This is a genomic window from Burkholderia paludis, assembly GCF_000732615.1.
GTDB classification, from domain to species: Bacteria; Pseudomonadota; Gammaproteobacteria; order Burkholderiales; family Burkholderiaceae; genus Burkholderia; species Burkholderia paludis.
Map to the genome: position 1 here is coordinate 85109 of NZ_JPGL01000015.1, position 17448 is coordinate 102556.

At 68.9% G+C, this 17448-nt stretch carries 16 protein-coding genes; 8 read left to right on the forward strand and 8 right to left on the reverse strand.

The window, feature by feature from the left end; all coding sequences use genetic code 11:
• Positions 1-19: 19 nt before the first annotated feature.
• Both GQ56_RS0111395 and GQ56_RS0111400 read left to right on the forward strand, forming a co-directional pair.
• On the forward strand, positions 20-598 hold the full coding sequence (locus GQ56_RS0111395) for a hypothetical protein (RefSeq protein ID WP_031398774.1): 579 nt from the start codon (positions 20-22) through the stop codon (positions 596-598).
• A gap of 196 nt (positions 599-794) precedes the next feature.
• Complete coding sequence (locus GQ56_RS0111400) at positions 795-1526, forward strand: ribonuclease T2 (RefSeq protein ID WP_031398775.1); 732 nt, start codon at positions 795-797, stop codon at positions 1524-1526.
• A 55-nt stretch (positions 1527-1581) separates the two neighbouring features.
• On the opposite strand, the gene GQ56_RS0111405 is transcribed toward GQ56_RS0111400, so the two are convergent.
• A complete protein-coding gene (locus GQ56_RS0111405; RefSeq protein WP_031398776.1) occupies positions 1582-2448 on the reverse strand; it encodes a metal-dependent hydrolase in 867 nt (288 codons plus the stop codon).
• Positions 2445-5144, reverse strand: a complete 2700-nt coding sequence (locus GQ56_RS43090; RefSeq protein ID WP_081894891.1) for a fatty acid desaturase — start codon at positions 5142-5144, stop codon at positions 2445-2447. Before GQ56_RS43090 ends, GQ56_RS0111405 begins: the two co-directional genes overlap by 4 nt.
• A gap of 61 nt (positions 5145-5205) precedes the next feature.
• Here GQ56_RS43090 and GQ56_RS0111415 point away from each other — a divergent pair, with 61 nt between their 5' ends.
• Positions 5206-5916, forward strand: a complete 711-nt coding sequence (locus tag GQ56_RS0111415; protein ID WP_031398778.1) for a hypothetical protein — start codon at positions 5206-5208, stop codon at positions 5914-5916.
• A 9-nt stretch (positions 5917-5925) separates the two neighbouring features.
• Positions 5926-7041 carry a hypothetical protein gene (locus GQ56_RS0111420; RefSeq protein WP_031398779.1) on the forward strand — a complete coding sequence of 372 codons (1116 nt, stop codon included), beginning with the start codon at positions 5926-5928 and terminating at the stop codon, positions 7039-7041.
• Here the strand turns inward: GQ56_RS0111420 and GQ56_RS0111425 are convergent.
• Both GQ56_RS0111425 and GQ56_RS0111430 read right to left on the reverse strand, forming a co-directional pair.
• Positions 7029-7928 (reverse strand): lipase family protein, encoded by a 900-nt coding sequence (locus GQ56_RS0111425; protein WP_031398780.1) that lies wholly within the window; start codon positions 7926-7928, stop codon positions 7029-7031. The genes GQ56_RS0111420 and GQ56_RS0111425 overlap by 13 nt on opposite strands.
• The gene (locus tag GQ56_RS0111430) at positions 7925-8824 is read right to left on the reverse strand and encodes a metal-dependent hydrolase (RefSeq protein WP_043301301.1); all 900 of its coding nucleotides are present in this window, start codon (positions 8822-8824) and stop codon (positions 7925-7927) included. The genes GQ56_RS0111425 and GQ56_RS0111430 overlap by 4 nt, the downstream gene beginning before the upstream one ends.
• A gap of 95 nt (positions 8825-8919) precedes the next feature.
• Here GQ56_RS0111430 and GQ56_RS0111435 point away from each other — a divergent pair, with 95 nt between their 5' ends.
• From GQ56_RS0111435 to GQ56_RS0111450, 4 genes are all read left to right on the forward strand, one after another.
• Positions 8920-9858, forward strand: coding sequence for a fatty acid desaturase family protein (locus GQ56_RS0111435; protein ID WP_031398782.1), 939 nt, complete (start codon positions 8920-8922; stop codon positions 9856-9858).
• On the forward strand, positions 9858-11453 hold the full coding sequence (locus GQ56_RS0111440; RefSeq protein ID WP_031398783.1) for a GH3 family domain-containing protein: 1596 nt from the start codon (positions 9858-9860) through the stop codon (positions 11451-11453). Before GQ56_RS0111435 ends, GQ56_RS0111440 begins: the two co-directional genes overlap by 1 nt.
• A 13-nt stretch (positions 11454-11466) precedes the next feature.
• Positions 11467-12594 carry an aromatic ring-hydroxylating oxygenase subunit alpha gene (locus tag GQ56_RS0111445; protein ID WP_235212686.1) on the forward strand — a complete coding sequence of 376 codons (1128 nt, stop codon included), beginning with the start codon at positions 11467-11469 and terminating at the stop codon, positions 12592-12594.
• A 156-nt stretch (positions 12595-12750) separates the two neighbouring features.
• Positions 12751-13845 carry an IS5 family transposase gene (locus GQ56_RS0111450; protein ID WP_081894893.1) on the forward strand — a complete coding sequence of 365 codons (1095 nt, stop codon included), beginning with the start codon at positions 12751-12753 and terminating at the stop codon, positions 13843-13845.
• A gap of 187 nt (positions 13846-14032) precedes the next feature.
• Here GQ56_RS0111450 and GQ56_RS0111455 read toward each other — a convergent pair whose 3' ends face one another.
• The 4 genes from GQ56_RS0111455 to GQ56_RS0111465 form a co-directional block, all read right to left on the reverse strand.
• A complete protein-coding gene (locus GQ56_RS0111455) occupies positions 14033-15061 on the reverse strand; it encodes a hypothetical protein (protein WP_031398786.1) in 1029 nt (342 codons plus the stop codon).
• Between the two features lie 133 nt (positions 15062-15194).
• Positions 15195-15943, reverse strand: a protein-coding gene (locus tag GQ56_RS41115; protein ID WP_407638586.1) for an IS5 family transposase whose coding sequence is annotated in 2 segments (ribosomal slippage) — positions 15195-15499 and positions 15499-15943 — 750 coding nt in all. Because the reading frame shifts where the segments join, the coding sequence is not laid out codon by codon here.
• Between the two features lie 88 nt (positions 15944-16031).
• Entirely contained in the window at positions 16032-16961 is a 930-nt protein-coding gene (locus GQ56_RS0111460; protein WP_031398787.1) for a fatty acid desaturase family protein, read from the reverse strand.
• Positions 16962-17066: 105 nt separating this feature from the next.
• A complete protein-coding gene (locus tag GQ56_RS0111465) occupies positions 17067-17411 on the reverse strand; it encodes an aromatic-ring hydroxylase C-terminal domain-containing protein (RefSeq protein ID WP_031398788.1) in 345 nt (114 codons plus the stop codon).
• Between the last annotated feature and the right edge of the window lie 37 nt (positions 17412-17448).

Here is a 17448-nt window from a genome sequence, read left to right on the forward strand (position 1 = left end):
CCCACAAACGCAAACCACGATGAACAAGACACGCGTTATCCGCATCCTGATTCCGGCCGCACTGGCTCTGACGGGCGCCCGCCTCGCGCAGGCGAACGCCGACGAAGTGCCGCGCATGAGCAACGACGTGTACCGGACTTCGGTGTCGTTCTGCGCGAACGTCGAGGCCGCCGAGAAGATCGAGTGCCAGGGCGACATGATTGCCGCCGGCAGCCGGATCGTCGCGGCGATCGGCGGCTTGCCGCCGTCGTCCGCCACGTCGATCGACGAAGGCGCGCGCAGCAAGCTGCCGGCGGCGGAGCGCAAGGGGCTCGCGCCTGTCGAGCCGGGCGCGATCGACAAGGACGACGATCTCGCCGGTCTTGCCGGCATGGTGCGCCTGTGCGACGTGTACGAATCCGAACCGGCATCGCGCGCGCGGCATCATGCGGCGCTGAAGCAGCAGGCGCCGGATGCCGCGCCGCGCGTCGAGGCGTTGCTGGCCGATGCATCGACGGCGGCGCGCCAGCGCGTCAGCATCGGCGTGTGGCAGATCCTCGCGCTCGAAGGCCCCGAATCGGCCGCGCGCGCGTGCACGCAGCTGGGCACGGGATCGTGAGCGACGGCGTGCCGCCGGGATGGCGGCGCGCGTCGGGCGTGTGACGCGGCCCGTGGCGCGGCAGCGCGCCTGCGCCACGCGGAATCATTCGTCCACCTTCACATTCGTGCCACGTTGCATCGGCAACAATCGGGGGCAGACATTCGACAATCTTGCGGCGCATCCCGCGACCGCAAGTCTTTTCCGAGGAAACGCCATGCTGAAGACGCTCGCCCGCGCCGCCGCCGCACTCGCCGTCGCTTCCGTTTCGCTGCACGCCGCCGCACAGACCAGCTACGACTACCTGTTGCTCGCCGCATCGTGGGAGCCCGGCTTCTGCGCGTCGCACGACACGCCCGAATGCACGAACCTGGCCGGCACGTACGCGGCGACGAGCCTGTCGCTGCATGGCCTGTGGCCGAACAACTACGACGGCAACCAGCCGTTCTACTGCGGCGTGCCGCAGAACGACATCGACCTCGACAACGCGCACCAGTGGTGCAGCATGGACGCCTACCCGATCAGCAGCGCGACCCGCAACACGCTGTCGACGTACATGCCGGGCGTCGCGTCGTGCCTCGACAAGCATGAATGGTTCAAGCACGGCACCTGCTCGAACTCGGCATCGCCCGACGCGTACTGGAACCAGGCATCCGGCATGATCAGCCGGCTCGGCAACACGTCGTTCAACGCGTTCCTGCAGGCGAACGCGGGCAAGACGGTGACGCGCAACCAGTTGCTCGCCGCGTTCGAAGGCGCGTTCGGCAGCAATACGCGCAGCGCGGTGTCGCTGAAGTGCACGAAGACGAACGGCGTCAGCTACTTCAGCGAGGCGTGGATCGCGGTGAAGACCAATGCGACCGCGCAGTTTCCGAGCGCCGCGTCGCTCGTGACCGACGGCAACACGCAGGGCACGTGCCCGACGTCGGGCGTGTATATCGCGAAGTAACGCGGCGTACCTGCCGGGCCGGTGGCGGCATGCCGGCCCCGGCGCTCGCGCCGGGTCAGACGCGCTCCTCGAGCGTCCGGCGCGCGGCGCGCAGCACGTCGCCGCTGTCGAGCCGGGCCGGATGAAACCACGGCGCGAACCAGAACAGCCATGCCGGCGCGATGCGCGTGAACACGCCGGGATGCACGAACAGCCACCATTGCAGCCGCACCCATTCGCGCAGGTTGCGCCGCTGCCGGTCGGCGGCGGCGAGACGGTAGATGAAATACGCGAGGTCGAGGACGAAATACACCGATACCGCGAGCATCGCGCCGCAGCGAATCAGGTAACGCCTGAGCGGGCGCGGCTCGACGGTGGCGAGGACGTCGAACGCGACCGCCTTGTGTTCCGTTTCCTCGACCGCATGCCAGCGCCAGATCGCGGCCATCGTCGGCTCGGCGCCGTCGAGTATCTCCGGATGCGTCAGCAACTGGTCGGCCAGGATCGCCGTGTAGTGTTCCAGGCAGGCCGTCAGCGCAAGGCGCGTGAGGGCCGGCATGGCCGCGAGGCTGGTCTGCTGGCGGCGCCGGATCAGCGCTTCGAGTGCATCGACCGGCGCGCCTTGCGCGGCGAGCCGCTGGTTGTAGGCGCGGTGCTCGCGAATGTGCGTCGCTTCCTGGTGAATGAAACCGGCAACGTCGTCCGCGAGCGGCGTGCCGGCGGGAATCTTGTCGCGGAAGTGGGCGACGCTGTCGATGAAGAACCGCTCGCCGAGCGGAAACATGATCGAGAACGCATCGAAGAAACGCGTGACGTGACACCAGCCTCGGTACCAGTACCGGGGAACGGCGTCGTCGAGCGGAAAACGCAGGTCGCGTCGTGGAATCGGGGGCGACGCCGGGCGGGCGTCGGGCGTGCGCGAGCGCCGGAACGGAAATTTCATGTCGGATCGGTGGCCGGGCGTGTCAGGCGCTTGCTCCATCGGATGCCCGGTTGTTCCAGATAACGGTACGAGAGGGTAGCCGCCAGCGCGATCGCGCCGAGCGAGCCGATCGCGGTCGCGGCCAGTCGCGGCCATCCGGCGTGCGCGAGGCCGCCGGTGCGCCACAGGATTTCGTCGGCGACGAGCAGCACCGGAAGGTGGCAGAGGTAGATCGAATAGGCGCGCTCGCCGATCCAGTCCAGCATGGCGTAGGGCCGGCCGCGGCGACGGGTGTCGTCGTCGCGCTCGCGGGCGGTTGCCAGCCATACGAGGCCGGCGGCGGCCAGCGCGAGGATCGCGAGCGGATCGCCGGGCGAGATCGACGGCGCGCCGACGAGCAGGGCCAGCAATACGATCCCGGCAGGGGCCACGAGGCGCCGGGCGGCGAGCCAGGCGGCCACGCGGCGCGATGCGTGGCTGCGGTGCAGCGCATACACGCCCGCACCGAGCACGAGCGCGTCGATACGCGTGAACCAGCGCAGGTCGAACGCGTGGACGGGCTGCGTGTTGAGCAGCACGACACCGGCCAGCGCCACGACCAGCACCGTGCGCAGGCGGATCGCGAGCAGCGCGGTCGCGAGTACGAGATAGAACTGTTCTTCGAGCGACAGGCTCCAGTAGATCGACGTCAACTGCGGCAATCCGCATCGGGCCGCGGCACCGTCCGCATGGCAGCCGGCCCAGAAGATATTCGCATAGCCGAATGCGCCGGCGGCCGTGCCGCGCAGTTGCGCGGCCAGGTCGACGGGGCCCAGGGCCGTCAGCACGGAGCCCAGCGCGAGGCCGACGGCGAGCCATGTCCATGCGGCCGGCAGCAGCCGGCCCGCGCGCCTGATCCAGAACGCACGCCAGTCGGCCGCATCGATGCGGCCGTTGGCGCGGCCGGCCAGCAGCGAGCGGCTGATCACGAAGCCCGAGATCGCGAAGAACAGGTCGACTCCGCCCCACAGCGACAGGCGATCGGCGACGGTGCCGTCCGGCAGCGCGAGCAGGTAGTGCTGCATCAGCACGAGCAGGATCGCGACGCCGCGCAGCATCTGGATGCCGGGCAGGCGCGGCAGGGCGGATGCGCGATGCGGTTCCGCGGTTCGTGGTTGCGGGTCCGGCAGGGGCGCGAGGGGCCGCGTTCGGAGCGCGTCGGCGGCTTCGGCGGGCCGTGCGGCTTCGGCCGTGGATGGCCCGGATGACGGGACGTGCCGCCCGGTCATCGTGCGGCCGCGCCACAGCAGCGCGACGAGGTCGCGCGATGCCAGCTGCGGTTCGCCGTCGTCCACCGCGTTCGGCAACGCGTGCCACGGCACCGCCGGATTCCGGTGATGCTGCAGGTGCAGGTTGATGTGATACGGCCACACGAGTACGCGGCCGATCCAGCCCGTGCGCCATGAATACGTCCAGTCCGCCCAGCCCGGCGTCGCATGCGGGCCGCCGCTGTGCTCGGCCATGCTGCGGATTTTCTGCAGCAGCACCGACAGCGTGAGCAACGGCACGAACCATAGCGCGGCGACCAGCATGAGCGTGCGCGCGGAACAGGCCCACACGAGCAGTGCGACGATCGCCACCCAGACTGCCGCCGCCGCGTGGAACGGGCGGCCGAGCCGCACGTTCTGCCCGCCCGCGCGACGGAACGCCGCCATGTTGCGCACCATGTTCAGCACGAACAGGTCGCCGAGGAACTGGCGCGCGAGCGGCGCCGCGCCGAGCGGCCGGAACCGCCACGGCTGGCCGTGATAGAGGAAGCGCCGCTCCGGGTCTTGCCCGGTGCCGAGATGGCGGTGATGCGCGAGATGCAGCGGCCGGTAGAACTCGACGGGCACGAGCCCCGGCACGCCGATCGCGAGGTTGATCAGGAAATCGTTGAGGCCGCGTCGGCGCGTGAGGTGATAGTGGGTCGCGTCGTGATACAGGATGAACAGCGCATGCTGTCGCGTCGCGACGACGAGCGCGGCGAGCGCATACGGGAGCCACGAGCCGAATGCGACAGCCACGCGGATCGCCACGACGATGCATGCCCATTCGAACAGCGCGGCCGCCGCCGTGCGCAGGTCGGCCTTCGCGCGCAGCAGCGCGAGCGTTGCCGCGCCGGCGGCGAGGCCGACCGCGCCGCCCCACGCGACATCCGCGATGCGATGCTGGCCGGTGGTCAGCACCGTCGCCATCAGCAACGCGCTCCACGCGACGAACAGCAGCGCCGTGCGTTGCCGCAGCGCCAGCAGCACGAGCGCGATGGCGACCGGCAGCGCGACGTGCCCGCTCGGCGACGCGGCGAGCGGCGTATCGATCCGCTGCAGCCACGCGATCCAGCCGCTGTCGGCGGCCGGCCACGACACGGCGGTGGGCCGCAGCAGATGGCACACGAGGCACAGCCCCGTCGCGAGCGCGCCCGCGAAGAACGCGGGCAGCAGCCAGGCGCGCCCGCGCCCGATCCAGACGAGCGCGGGCATCACGAGCAAGTAGGTCAGATAGAGCGGCACCGTGCCGGGCACCAGCGGAATCGCGCGATCGAGCGCGCTGGCCGGAACGGTCGCGACCGGTCCGAGCGGCAGGTGCGTGACGAAGCGGTAGAGTGCGCCGGTGACGACGAGATAGACGACGAGGAGCAGCCATGGCCGGGCGATCGGCGCGACGTTCGAATCCTGGCGGGAAAGGACGTGGGGCATGGCGGCGGCGGGTGGGTAACGGGCTATCATAGCAAGCTGTTCAGTCTTGCAGGAGTACCCGATGGAGTTGCGTGCCACCGCCGTCGAGCGTGCGGCCCTGGGCCCCGACGACATCGACCGGATGTTCTCGCTGTATGCGGCGTCCTATTGCGACACGGGCCGCGCGCAGTTCGACCGCGACCTCGGCGACAAGACGCACTGCATCGTGCTGCGCGACGGCGGCGGCGCGATCCAGGGTTTCTCGACGCTCAAGCAGTACGACACGCACTGGCGCGACACGCCGATCCGCGTGATCTTTTCCGGCGATACGATCATCGATCCCGCCCACTGGGGCACGCAGCATCTCGCGTTCGCGTGGATCCGCCACGCGGGCGACGTGTGGCGGCAGGCGCCCGCCGTGCCGCTGTACTGGTTCCTGATCTGCAAGGGGCATCGCACCTATCGCTATCTGCGCGCGTTCGCGCGCGACTACGCGCCGCGCGCCGACAACCTGACCGCGCCGGCGACACAGGGCCTGATGGATTACCTGGCCGCGAGCCGCTACGGGCACGCGTACGATCCCGCTACCGGCCTGCTGTCGTTCGACACGCCGCAGGGCCGGCTCGCACCCGCGCTCGCGGAAGTGCCGGTCGCGCACCGGCGGCTCGCCGATGTCGACTATTTCCTCGCGCGCAACCCCGGCTATGCGCGCGGCGACGAACTCGTGTGCCTGTGCGAACTGTCGGCGTCGAACCTGCGGCCGCTCGCGCGCCGGCTGTTCGACGGCGCGTGAGCCGCATCCATGCGGATCCGTCTCGCGCAACCGGCCGACAACGCGCGCATCCTCGAATTCCAGGCCCGCCACGCGATGCAGGGCAGCCTGCCGCTGCGATTCGACCGTGCGCCGGACTACTTCGCGCTGCACCGCTGCCATGCGCGGCACCATGAGGTCTGGCTCGCGGAGGACGAGCGCGCGGCGCTGAAGGGGCTCGCGAGCCTCGTCGTGCGCGACGGCTATCTCGGCGAACGTGCACAGCCGGTCGCCTATCTCGGCGACCTGCGCCTGATGCCCGACCGGCGGCTCTCGCGCGAATGGACCGACTCGGTGCGCGAACGCTTCGCGGCGCTGCGCGCCGAAGCCGGCGTGCGGCACGCGTACTGCTGCATGATCCGCGACAACCGGCTCGCGGTGCAGTCGCTGGCGCGGTCGCGGCGCGAGAACCGGCTGCGCTTCTCGCACTGGCACGGCTACGAGAACGTATCGATCTATGCGCAGCGCGGGGTATCGTCCGCGCCGCGCCGCGCGGACGGCATCCGGATCGTCGACGCGCAGCCGCATCACGCGGATGCGCTGCGCGCGTTTCTCGATGCCGAGTCGCGCCGCCAGCCGTTCGGCGGCGTGTTCTCCGCGGACGAGTTCGCGCGGCGGCTCGATACGTGGCCGTCGTTCGGCATCGGCGCGTTCCTGCTGGCGCTCGACGCGCGCGGCAACCTGCGCGGCTGCGTCGCGCCGTGGGATGCGGGGGCGATCAAGCGGATCGTGCTCGAGCGGCTGCCGTTGCCGTTGCAGGCGGTCCGCGCCGCGTTCAACGCGTGCGCGCCCGCGTTGCGCCGCCCGCGGATCGCGGCGCCCGGCGAGCCGTTGCGCGACGTCTACCTGACGCACCTGCAGGTGCGCGACCGCGCGCCGTCGGTGTTCGCCGCGCTGCTCGACACCGCCTGGCTGCGCGTGCGCAAGCACCATGCGCTGATGCAGCTGTGCCTGTACGACGGCGATCCGCTCGGGCCGGCGCTCGCGCGCTATCGCGCCGCGCGTACGCCGATGGATCTCTACACGCTGTCGACCGGGGCGCCGGCCGAGCCGCTCGACGGCCTGCTGGCCGGCCGCGTGCCGGGTTTCGAGATCTACCTGGTCTGAGCGCGCGTGACGTGCAGCAGGTCGGCCAGCGCGAGCCAGAAACGGCCGGCGTCGAAGCCGAGCCCGCCGAGCACGGGCTGGCCGTGATCGAGCCGCGGCAGGCAGATCTGCGGCACGCCGGCCATCACCTGGTGTTCGAGATAGAACTGCCCGTCGTGCGCGCAGCCGGGACGATGGCCGTTCAGCCGCCCATGATGCGAATCGAAGCGCGTGGACGCCTCGATCGACCAGCTCACGCCGTGCACGAGATGGAGATCGCGCGGCAATGCCGCGAGCATCGCGCCGACGCGCGGATCGCGGTGGCTGCTGATGTCGCGCGTGCCGGCGTCCGCCCAGCGCATGCGCAGCAGGCGCCGCGCGACGCGGTCGGGCCACGGCGCGGCCACGTGCGGCGGCACGCCGTGACGGAAGATCGTATCGACGATCGCAGAGGGGCCGCACGGCGGCTGCACGAGCGCCATGCCCGCGCAACGCGCGGCCAGCGCCGGATCGCCGACGAGCGCGGCGAGCGTGTCGATGCCGCCCTTGCTGTGCGCGAGCACGACGAATTCGTCATCGGCCGGCAACCGTGCGCGCAGGTACGCGCCGATCTGCGCGCCCTGCTCGAACACGCTGTAGGCGGAACGCACGGGCGCCGTCAGCACGCGATAGCCGGCCGCGCCGAGCGTTTGCCGCGCGCCGCGATTGCAGCCGGGCAGCCATTCGGAATACAGCCCGGCAACGAGCACGACCGTCGTCGTCCGCGGCAGGCGGGCCGTGCGTCGCGTCCAGCCGTCGATGAACGCGTCGGTGCGGTCGAGGGCCGGTTCGGCTCGCGCGAACGGCGTGGCCGGGTAGTGGCGGCGCCACGCGTCGAACCCGTCGGGCGTCCATGGCGCGTGCGTCATGCGGGCGATTCCGGTTCGGGCTCGGGCTCGGCGGCGGCGGCCAGGTACGGTTCGAGCGCGGCGCGCGCCGCGCGCAGCGCCGCGTCGCTGTCGATCCGGTCGGGATGGAAGCGCGGCGAGAACCAGAACAGCCACATCGGCATCACGCGCGTGAAGATGCCCGGCGCGACGAACAGCCAGCGCAGCAGTTGCAGCCAGCCGCGCAGGTTGCGGGTCTGGCCGTCGACCGCGACGAGGCGATGCACGAAATGGATCAGGTCGATCACGAAGTAGACCGAGATCCCGAGCATCGCGCCGCAGCGTACGACGTAACGCCGTGCCGCATTCGGCATTGCCGCCGCGAACACGTCGAATGCGACCGCCTTGTGCTCGGTTTCCTCGATCGCATGCCAGCGCCACACGGCCGCCATCGTCGGATCGGCCCCTTCGAGGATCGCCGGGTCGCTCAGCAGGCGATGCGCGAGGATCGTCGTGTAGTGTTCGAGGCAGGCCGTCAGCGCAAGCCGCGTGACGGGCGACACCTGCCGCGCGGCATTGCGCTGACGCGCGTCGAGCAGCGCTTCGAGCGCGTCGACCGGCACGCGTTGCGACGCCAGGCGCGCGTTGTAGAGCCGGTGCACGCGGATATGCGACGCCTCCTGCCGCACGAACGCATCGACTTCGGCCGCGAGCGACGCATCGCCGCCGACGCGGTCGCGAAACGGCCGCACGCTTTCGATGAAGAAGCGCTCGCCGAGCGGGAACATCACGGAAAACGCGTCGAAGAAGCGCGTGACGTGGCACGCGCCGCGATACCAGAAGCGCGGGATGCGGTTGTCGATCGCGAAATGCACGTCGCGCGTCGGCATGCGGGACGCGGCGTCGGCGTCGGGGGCGGTGCGGCGGAACGGGCGCATGCTAGTTCGGCCCCGTCGGGGACGGGGCGTGGGCCGTTGCCGGCGGCTGACGCATCTGTTGTATCCTCCCGTGCAAACAACCACCATTCCGAGCCATGAACCGACCGAGCGCGCAAGCCGCTGCGGCGCAAACCCGACGTTACGATCGCGCGAACCTGCTGGTGCTCGCGCTGCAGAGCCTGATCTGGGCCGGCACGCTCACCTGGCTCTCGCATACGGGCGCGGGCGCGATCAAGTGGCTCGTGCTCGTGCCGTTCTGCCTCGTGATGCAGGGCGTGTTCTCGATGATGCACGAAACCTTCCACGGGTTCGGGCATCGCCGGCCGATCGCGAATTATATGATGATGTGGTGGGCGTCCACGATGTTCGGCGCGGCCGCGACGCTCATTCACGTGAATCATCTCGGCCATCACGTGCGCAACCGCACGCGCGCCGAGCGCGCGGATTTCGCGACGGGCGACGAATCGCTGCTGCGCAAGTGCATCGAATACTACGCGGCGATCCTCGGCGGCATCTGGCTCGGCAGTTTCGCCGGCAGCTTCGTGCTCGCGCTGGTGCCCGGCCGCACGATGCAGCGGCTCGCCGCGCGCGGCGACGACAACACCTACGCGGCCGCGTTCAAGGAATTCAGCGCGGCCGACTTCCGCCGCATCCGCTACGAAACGCTCGCCGGCGTCGCCGCCTGGCTGCTGGCCGCCTGGCTGTTCGACTGGTCGGCGTCGGCGGTGCTGGCCGCGTATGTCGCGTTTGCGTTCTCGTGGTCGTCGCTGCAGTGGGTGTACCACATGCGCACGCCGCTCGACGTCGTCGAAGGCACGTACAACATGCGCGCGCCGACCCCCGTGCGCTGGCTGCTGCTGAACTTCAACTACAACCTCACGCATCATCGCCGCCCCGCGCTGCGCTGGCAGGACATGCACGCGGCATCGGACCTGCGCGAGACGCGGCCGCTGTGGTACGGCTGGCTGACGATCTTCGCGCCGCCGCGCCGGCTGCCCGACGATCTCGCGCAACTCGACAAGACCTACTTCTGATGGATGCTTCCCGCAGCCCGGCCGACGCATGGCGCGCGTTCGCGCGCGCCGCGCAGCCGGACGTCGAGCGCTGGCTTGCCGGCCTCGCGGCGCCGGGCGACGCGCAGGCGCGACGGCTGACGGCGCTGCTCGCCGCGAACCGCGACACGGCGTTCGGGCGCCGGTTCGGCTTCGACCGGATCGACGGCCCCGCGCAGTTCCGCGAGCGTGTGCCCGTGCAGCCGGCCGCCGATTTCCTGCCGTGGCTCGATCGCGTGTCGCACGAGCAGGCGCCGGTGCTGACCGCCGAGCGCCCGGTGTTCCTCGAACGGACGAGCGGCAGCACCGCGCGCAGCAAGCTGATTCCCTATACGCCCGCGTTCCTGCGCGAGCTGCAGGCCGCGATGATCGTGTGGCTGGCCGACATGTACCGCGCGTGCCCGGCGCTCGGCGAAGGGCGTGCGTACTGGTCGATGTCGCCGCCGCTGCATGCGCCCGGCGTGGCGCCCAACGGGATTCCGGTCGGCTCGGCCAGCGATCTCGACTACCTCGGCGACAGCAGCGCGGCCGCGCTCGCGTCGACGCTGCTCGTGCCGCCGCTCACCGGCGACGTGTCGACGTGGCGGCGCGAGACGCTGCGCGCGCTCGTTGCCGACGAGGCGCTCGCGTTCATCAGCGTATGGAGCCCGACGTTCCTGACGAGCGTGCTGCGCCCGCTGTTCGAGCGCGACGATGCCGACAGCGCGCGCGATCTCGCGTGGGTCGATGCGGCGCTGCCGTCGGAGCGGCGCGCGGCGCTGCGTCGTGCGGCGGACGCGGGCGATTGCCGCGCGCTGTGGCCGCGCCTGGCCGCCGTGAGCTGCTGGCTGGACGGCCCGAGCCGGCATTACGCCGACGCGTTGCGCGTGCGATTTCCGCACGTGCAATGGCTGCCGAAGGGACTGTTTGCGACCGAAGGCGTCGCGAGCATTCCGTTCGGCGCGGGTGAAGGCTGCCCGCTCGCGATCGGCAGCCACTACCTCGAATTCGTGCGCGACGACGGCAGCGTGTGCGATGCCGAAGGGCTGCGGCCCGGCGACGACGCGCAGGTGCTGCTGACCACCGGCGGCGGGCTGTATCGCTATGCGCTCGGCGATCGCGTGCGCGTGGTCGGCATGAGTGCGCGCACACCGCGCATCGCGTTCGCCGGGCGCGCGGCGGCAAGCGTCGATCTCGTCGGCGAGAAGCTCGACGAGCAGATCGCGGCCGATGCGCTGCATCGCGGGCGCGGGCCGTGCGACGAAGTCGGCGCGTGCCTCGTGCCGAGCGCGGCGCGAGACGGAATGCCCCATTACGTGCTGTGCGTTGCCGGCGACCTCGGCGACGCGGCGGCCGACGCGATGCGTGCGGCCGTCGAAGCCGAACTCGAGCGAGCGTTCCACTACGCACACGCACGCCGCCTCGGCCAGCTCGGCCCGCTGCGCGTGCGGCGCGTCGGCGGCTCGCCGGCGCGGCTCGGCGACCTGCTGCAGCAGGCGGCCGAGCGGGCCGGCATCCGCGCGGGCGACGTGAAGCCGTGCGCGCTCGTGACGCGGCCGGCGATGGCCGACGCGCTGCTCGCGATGACGAATGAATGACGCGATGAACGACATGATCGAACCACAGGGATGCGGGCGCGAGTGCCCGGCGCGCGACGCGGCGGATGCGCACGAACCCGCGCCGCCGGCCGACGGCCTGCGCGAGCAATGGTTCGTCGCGTGCACCGAACGCGAACTCCCGCGCGACAACCCGCTCGGCGTGCGGATTCTCGATACCGGCATCGTGCTGTTCCGGCAGCGCGACGGGCGGATCGCCGCGCTGATCGACCAGTGCGTGCATCGCGGCACGCGCCTGTCGGCCGGCAAGGTCGACCGCGACACGCTCGTGTGCCCCTATCACGGCTGGCGCTACGACGGCGCGGGGCAGGTCGTCCACGTGCCGAGCATCGACGGCACGCGGCCGACGGACACGCCAGGCCGCTACCCGTTCCGGCAGCGCGCGCTGCCCGTGCAGGTGGCCGACGGGCTGGTGTGGGTGTATCCCGGCGCCGGCGACCCGTCGGCGCGCGCGATCTTCCGGATGCCGTTCCGCGACGTCGCGCCATGGCAGTCGTACTACATGGTCAACACGTTCGACGGCGACATCGCGATGCTCGCGCAGAACTTCATGGACGTGCCGCATACGGTGTTCGTGCACGACGGGATTTTCCGCAGCAGCCGCGGCCAGGCGATGGAAGCGACGGTCGCGGCGACGCCGGACAGCGTCGCCGTCACGTATCACGACGGCGACGACAAGATCGGCTTCTGCCTCGACTGGCTCACGAACCCCGATCGCGTGCCGCTCTCGCACGTCGACCGCTTCATCGCGCCGAACGTGACGCGCTGCGACTATCTGTGGGGCGAGCGCTCGGGTTTCCTGATCGTCAGCCAGATCACGCCGATCGATGCGCGCCGCTCGCGCGTCTATACGTACATCGCCTATCGCTTCAGGTTGCCGCGCGGGGTGCTGCGCGCGCTGCGGCCGCTGCTGAACCTGTACACGCACCTCGTGATCCAGCAGGACGTGCGGATCATGCGCGCGCACCGGCAGGGCCTCGACAACGCGCCGGGCTTTCGTGCGCACAACGTGCGCGCCGACATCGTGCACGTCGCGATCGACCGGCTGCTCGACGCGGTCAGGCGCGACGAGCCGCTGCCGGCCGAACAGTGCGGCGAGAAGGTGATGCGGTTCGAACTGTAGGCGCGCCGCGCGGGGCCGCGCGGCGAGGGCGGCCGGCGAGGGCGTGAACGGGCCCTAGCAGGCTGTTGAAATTAGGAACGGTGTAAACGGGTGCTGCGGGCGGTGCGTTAGAGATATCGTGTTCATGATCTTGGGCAGACGAGAGCGATGCGCGGAATGGACGAGATGCAAGAGCCGCTGTTCACGACGGTGAAGCTGGAAGACGTCGTGCCGGCCGATCATCCGTTGCGACCGCTTCGGTTGCTGGTCAATCAAGCGCTGAAGCGACTTAACGGATTGTTCGGCACGATTTACGCAGACAGCGGCCGTGCGTCGATTCCCCCCGAGAAGCTGCTGCGTGCGTTGCTGCTGCAGGTGCTGTACTCGGTGCGCAGCGAGCGCATGCTGATGGAGCAGATGCGCTACAACCTGCTGTTCCGCTGGTTCGTCGGACTGGCGATCGAAGACGCCGTTTGGGACCACTCGGTGTTCTCCAAGAACCGGGATCGTCTGCTCGAGCACGAAGTGGTCGAAGCGTTCTTTACCGAAGTCATGAGCTTGGCCGACAAGCAAGGGCTGCTCTCCAGAGAACACTTCTCGGTCGATGGCACGCTGATCCAGGCATGGGCCAGCCACAAGAGCTTCCGATCCAAGGACGGTTCGGACGATCCGCCGACCGGCGGTGGCCGCAATGTCGACACCGACTGGAAGGGCAAGCGGCGCAGCAACGACACGCATGAATCGAGTACCGATCCGGATGCGCGCCTGTTCCGAAAGGGGCGGCAAAGCGGAGCCATCCTTTGTTATCAGGGGCACATCCTGATGGAGAACCGCTCGGGCTTGGTGGTTGGCGCCGTGGTCAGCCACGCTGACGGTTTCGCCGAACGCGCAAGTGCGTTGCGCCTGCTCGACTGCGTGCCGGGCCGTCATGCCAAGACGCTCGATGCCGACAAGGGTTACGACATGCGCGACTTTGTCCGGGATTGCCGAGCGCGCAAAGTGACGCCACACGTCGCGCGCAACGACACGCATCAAGGCGGCAGTGCGATCGACGGCCGTACCTCGCGGCACGCCGGTTATGGCATCAGCCAAGTGATTCGCAAACGCATCGAAGAGCACTTCGGCTGGGGCAAGACCGTCGGCAGGATTCGGCAGACCGCGTATCGCGGCATCAAACGAGTCGACCAGCACTTCAAGCTGACGATGCTGGCGAGCAACCTGACTCGAATGGCCCGAATACTGACAGCGGTGCCGCAAGGAGCGACGCGATGAGCTGCCCGAGCGCAGCAGTTGCGTGGCAACACGCCGGCCGGCCCGCTCGCCAGCGGGGCATCCGGCTCGATCCGTCTGCAACTCAGCGGCCAATCGCATACGAAACCCATTTAAACAGCGCCCCGATTGTCAAAGCGAGGCATTTTTCAACAGCCTGCTAGAGCGCGTGACCGTCGAGAAAGGTAAATTATGGCCAGAGGCTACCCTTCTCGCCTAACCCACGTGCAGCCAGGCGGACCTCGGTGTCGTCGTTCCATTTCATGCTGCCCGAAAACAGGCTGACAGAACGAGTAGCCGAAGACCAATCCCGGTCACGCAATGCATTCAGGTCAAGCGCCACGCCCGAAGCGCGAAACTCCCGCAACCGGTCCTGCACGTCTAGTCCGGGTAATTCGGCCAGGTTCCGGCAATTGAACAGCGACAGCCGTTCCAACTTCGCGCCGCACAGGTCCAGCCTCGAAAGCTGCAACTGGTCCTCGATGCGCAGGGTAGAAAGCGAGGGCAAGCGTGATAGGTCGCCCAACGTGGAAAGCCCGCGCACGCGCAGGATTTGCAGCATCTCGATGGTTGTACTAGACAGGTCGTCGATGTCATCGCGACCGCCCAGGATCAGCGTCATTTCCCTCAAGTCCGAGATGGCCGAGATGAAGCCGAGCGGATGCTTTTTTGCGTAGGAGCTGAGCGTCAGCTTGCGCAGGCGGGATAGGCCTGCGATCACGTCGATATCCTTTGAATGGCCTTGGATGAATAGTTCGGTCAGCGATCCGCACCGCGCTAGAGGCGACAGATCGATATTCCGCTTATGGTTTTCAGCCAGCACAAGCCGTTCAAGTCGGCCAATGTCGATCGTGTCGAGGAAGTCGGGCCGATTCAGCTTGAAAACCCCGAAGCTCAGGCGTTTCAGCTTTGGAAGCAGGCCGACTTCTTCTTCATGGACGATCTCGGAAAGGCAATCGACTGCAAGGTCGCGTGTTTCGGGCAAATGGCGCAGCAAGGCCGCATCGAACGGCGTCCAGTAGTGCCCGTAGAACCGGACCTGAAGGCGGTCCCCGGCTAGCCGGCAAGCTTCGTTCAGCGATTGCAGTATCACCGGGTTGTAGGCTTCAGGCGTGCTGAACTGGACAACCAACTGCCCGTGTTCCCCGCAGGCCTCCACGATCTCAATCGGCGAAAGCGTTTTCGGGTCGGTAACCCGGCCACTGTCTACCTGCAGCATGCACTCCCCCGTTATTCGTTAATGGCCTCGTCATTAGACGGCTACGGGCCACATCGTAGCGCCTCCTGAAGCCTACTTAATATTCCGAACTCTGGTGGCACTTACTCAGCGTCGCGCGTTATCCGACAGTGATTTAAACAAGCCATATGAACGAAGCGGCTGCAGCAACGAAGGACGCGTAGCGCTGGGACAATTTATCGTATCGGGTAGCTATGCGACGGAACTGTTTGATTCGAGCAAAGAACCGTTCGACCAGATTGCGGGAGCGATAGAGATGTCTGTCCAATGGACGCTGTTCACGCCTGTTCGTGCGGCTTGGAATGACGGCCTGCGCGCCAATTGCGTGCAGATGCGTAATGAGGGCGTTCGTGTCATAGGCCTTGTCGGCGGCAACGCTGCCGGGCTTGAATTCGCCCAGCAGCGGTAGTGCCTCAGGGCGTCGCCTGCCTGACCACCGGTGAGGCTGAATTTCGCCAGCATGCCCAACCCGTCAACCAACGCGTGAATTTTTGTGCTCAGGCCACCACGAGAGCGGCCTAGCGCCTGGTCACCTTTTTGGGGTGCGCCAGCGGCGTGCTGGTGTGCACGGACAATGGTGCTGTCGATGAAGACCTCCTCGAAATCCGCGTCGCCGGCCAGTGCGGCAAACACCCCGTGCCATATGCCAGCCTGGGACCAGCGCGCGAATCGCTTGTATATGCTGTTCCAGCGCCCGAATTCTTCTGGGAGGTCGCGCCACGGGCTGCCTGTGCGGGCAATCCACAAAACAGCCTCGACAAATTCCCGGTTGTCGGTTGCCGGTCGGCCTCGGCCTCCGGCCTTGCCAGGCAGCAACTGCGCAATGCGTTCGTATTGGTCACCTCGCCACAGCCTCCGCACCATTCCCGCCTCGCAAAAGACAGGATGTAAACAGATTGCCGTTGAAGGTAACAGCGCCGGACGTCGTCTCGTTGCTTTTTGTCAACAGCCCCTAGCGTGCGGGCCCGGATGCCCGGCCTTCGGTCAGGTGACGATGCACGGCCGGCAGATGCTCGAGCGCGAGCGCCGGATACGCGTGATGGACCTGGTGATAGCCGATGTTGCGCGGATACAGCACGAGCTTGCCGATCCAGCCGAACGTCATCGTGCGCGTCATCCGCCAGATCGATTCCGGCGCGCGCTCGTCGATCTCCACGTGATCGTGTTCGAGCAGCACGCGGTTCGCGTTCATGATGCCGCCGACGATCCACGGTAGCCCGTAGTAGGTGAAGAACGGCAGATCCCAGTGCACGACGGCCGCGATCGCGAGCAGATAGCCCGCGCAATGCGGCAGGTCGGCGCGTGCGCACGCAATGACTTCCGGATGACGGCGCAGGTCCTGGCGCGAGCGGTCCTGCATGAAGCCGCGCGCGTACCACGGCCGGAACGCGGGCCACGCGAGCGCGAGCGGCGCCATCAGCGCGCGCAGCGGCCACCAGACCGGCAGCAGCGCGCCGCGCAGCATCATCGCGCGCCGCACCCAGCCGCCGCGCGCGGCGAGCCGGTGCAGGTACGGATCCTCGGCGGTGCCGACCGCGCGATGATGACGCAGATGGTGATAGCGCATCGCGGCGATCGACGATCCGATCGTCCAGCCGGCGAGCGCCTCGACGAGTGCGAGCGGCAGCGTCATGCGCCGCATCGGCAGGTGGCAGGCGTCGTGCAGGATCACGCCGAACGCCTGCAGCCGGCCGGCGATCAGCAGCACGGCCGCCGCGTAGACGAACGGGTTCGGCACGAAGCGGATCGCGGCCCAGCACAGCAGGATGCCGAGCCAGTCGACGCACGCGTAGCGGACGAGCCGCCACGGCCGCGCGCCGGCCGTGAACGGCAGCGTGCGGTTCAGTTCGGCAGGTGTCGGCAGGGCGGATGGGGTCGGCATTCGGTGGTGTCGGGCGTGCCGTGGGCGGCGCGCATGCAGGCTTGTCGGTCGGCAATATACACCGGTTTCGGGCCGCGGTCGGCCATCGTGCATGCGCCGCGGCGGTCAGTTTCCGGCGCAGGGCGCGCCGGACCAGCGCGTTGCCGCGCGGGCAGCGTCGTCGAGGTTCGCACCGTCTTCGCCGCCCCAGGCGACGAAACCGTCGGGCCGCACGAGCACGGCGCGCAATCCGAGCCGGTCCTGCGCGTCGCTCGCGACGTACGCGACCCGGTCGCGCCGGCGGCTCGCCAGCGCCTGCAGCGGCCGGCCCGCATCGAAATCCGGCAGCACGCCCTTGCCGTGCCTGGGGCGTTCGCCGAGCCGCGTTCCGTCGGCCAGCGCGAAGTCCGGCGCGCTGCGGCCCACGAGCGGGTGGCCGCAGCGCGCGTACGCAACGGATACGCCGCACACGCGTTCGGCGAAGTAGGTCGCGCCGTCGGCGCGCCGC

Bases quoted from the DNA above. Each gene is read 5' to 3' on its own strand.
- GQ56_RS0111395 (WP_031398774.1), top strand. From the start codon at position 20: ATGAACAAGACACGCGTTATCCGCATCCTGATTCCGGCCGCACTGGCT.
- GQ56_RS0111400 (WP_031398775.1), top strand. From the start codon at position 795: ATGCTGAAGACGCTCGCCCGCGCCGCCGCCGCACTCGCCGTCGCTTCC.
- GQ56_RS0111405 (WP_031398776.1), bottom strand. From the start codon at position 2,448: ATGAAATTTCCGTTCCGGCGCTCGCGCACGCCCGACGCCCGCCCGGCG.
- GQ56_RS43090 (WP_081894891.1), bottom strand. From the start codon at position 5,144: ATGCCCCACGTCCTTTCCCGCCAGGATTCGAACGTCGCGCCGATCGCC.
- GQ56_RS0111415 (WP_031398778.1), top strand. From the start codon at position 5,206: ATGGAGTTGCGTGCCACCGCCGTCGAGCGTGCGGCCCTGGGCCCCGAC.
- GQ56_RS0111420 (WP_031398779.1), top strand. From the start codon at position 5,926: ATGCGGATCCGTCTCGCGCAACCGGCCGACAACGCGCGCATCCTCGAA.
- GQ56_RS0111425 (WP_031398780.1), bottom strand. From the start codon at position 7,928: ATGACGCACGCGCCATGGACGCCCGACGGGTTCGACGCGTGGCGCCGC.
- GQ56_RS0111430 (WP_043301301.1), bottom strand. From the start codon at position 8,824: ATGCGCCCGTTCCGCCGCACCGCCCCCGACGCCGACGCCGCGTCCCGC.
- GQ56_RS0111435 (WP_031398782.1), top strand. From the start codon at position 8,920: ATGAACCGACCGAGCGCGCAAGCCGCTGCGGCGCAAACCCGACGTTAC.
- GQ56_RS0111440 (WP_031398783.1), top strand. From the start codon at position 9,858: ATGGATGCTTCCCGCAGCCCGGCCGACGCATGGCGCGCGTTCGCGCGC.
- GQ56_RS0111445 (WP_235212686.1), top strand. From the start codon at position 11,467: ATGATCGAACCACAGGGATGCGGGCGCGAGTGCCCGGCGCGCGACGCG.
- GQ56_RS0111450 (WP_081894893.1), top strand. From the start codon at position 12,751: ATGGACGAGATGCAAGAGCCGCTGTTCACGACGGTGAAGCTGGAAGAC.
- GQ56_RS0111455 (WP_031398786.1), bottom strand. From the start codon at position 15,061: ATGCTGCAGGTAGACAGTGGCCGGGTTACCGACCCGAAAACGCTTTCG.
- GQ56_RS0111460 (WP_031398787.1), bottom strand. From the start codon at position 16,961: ATGCCGACCCCATCCGCCCTGCCGACACCTGCCGAACTGAACCGCACG.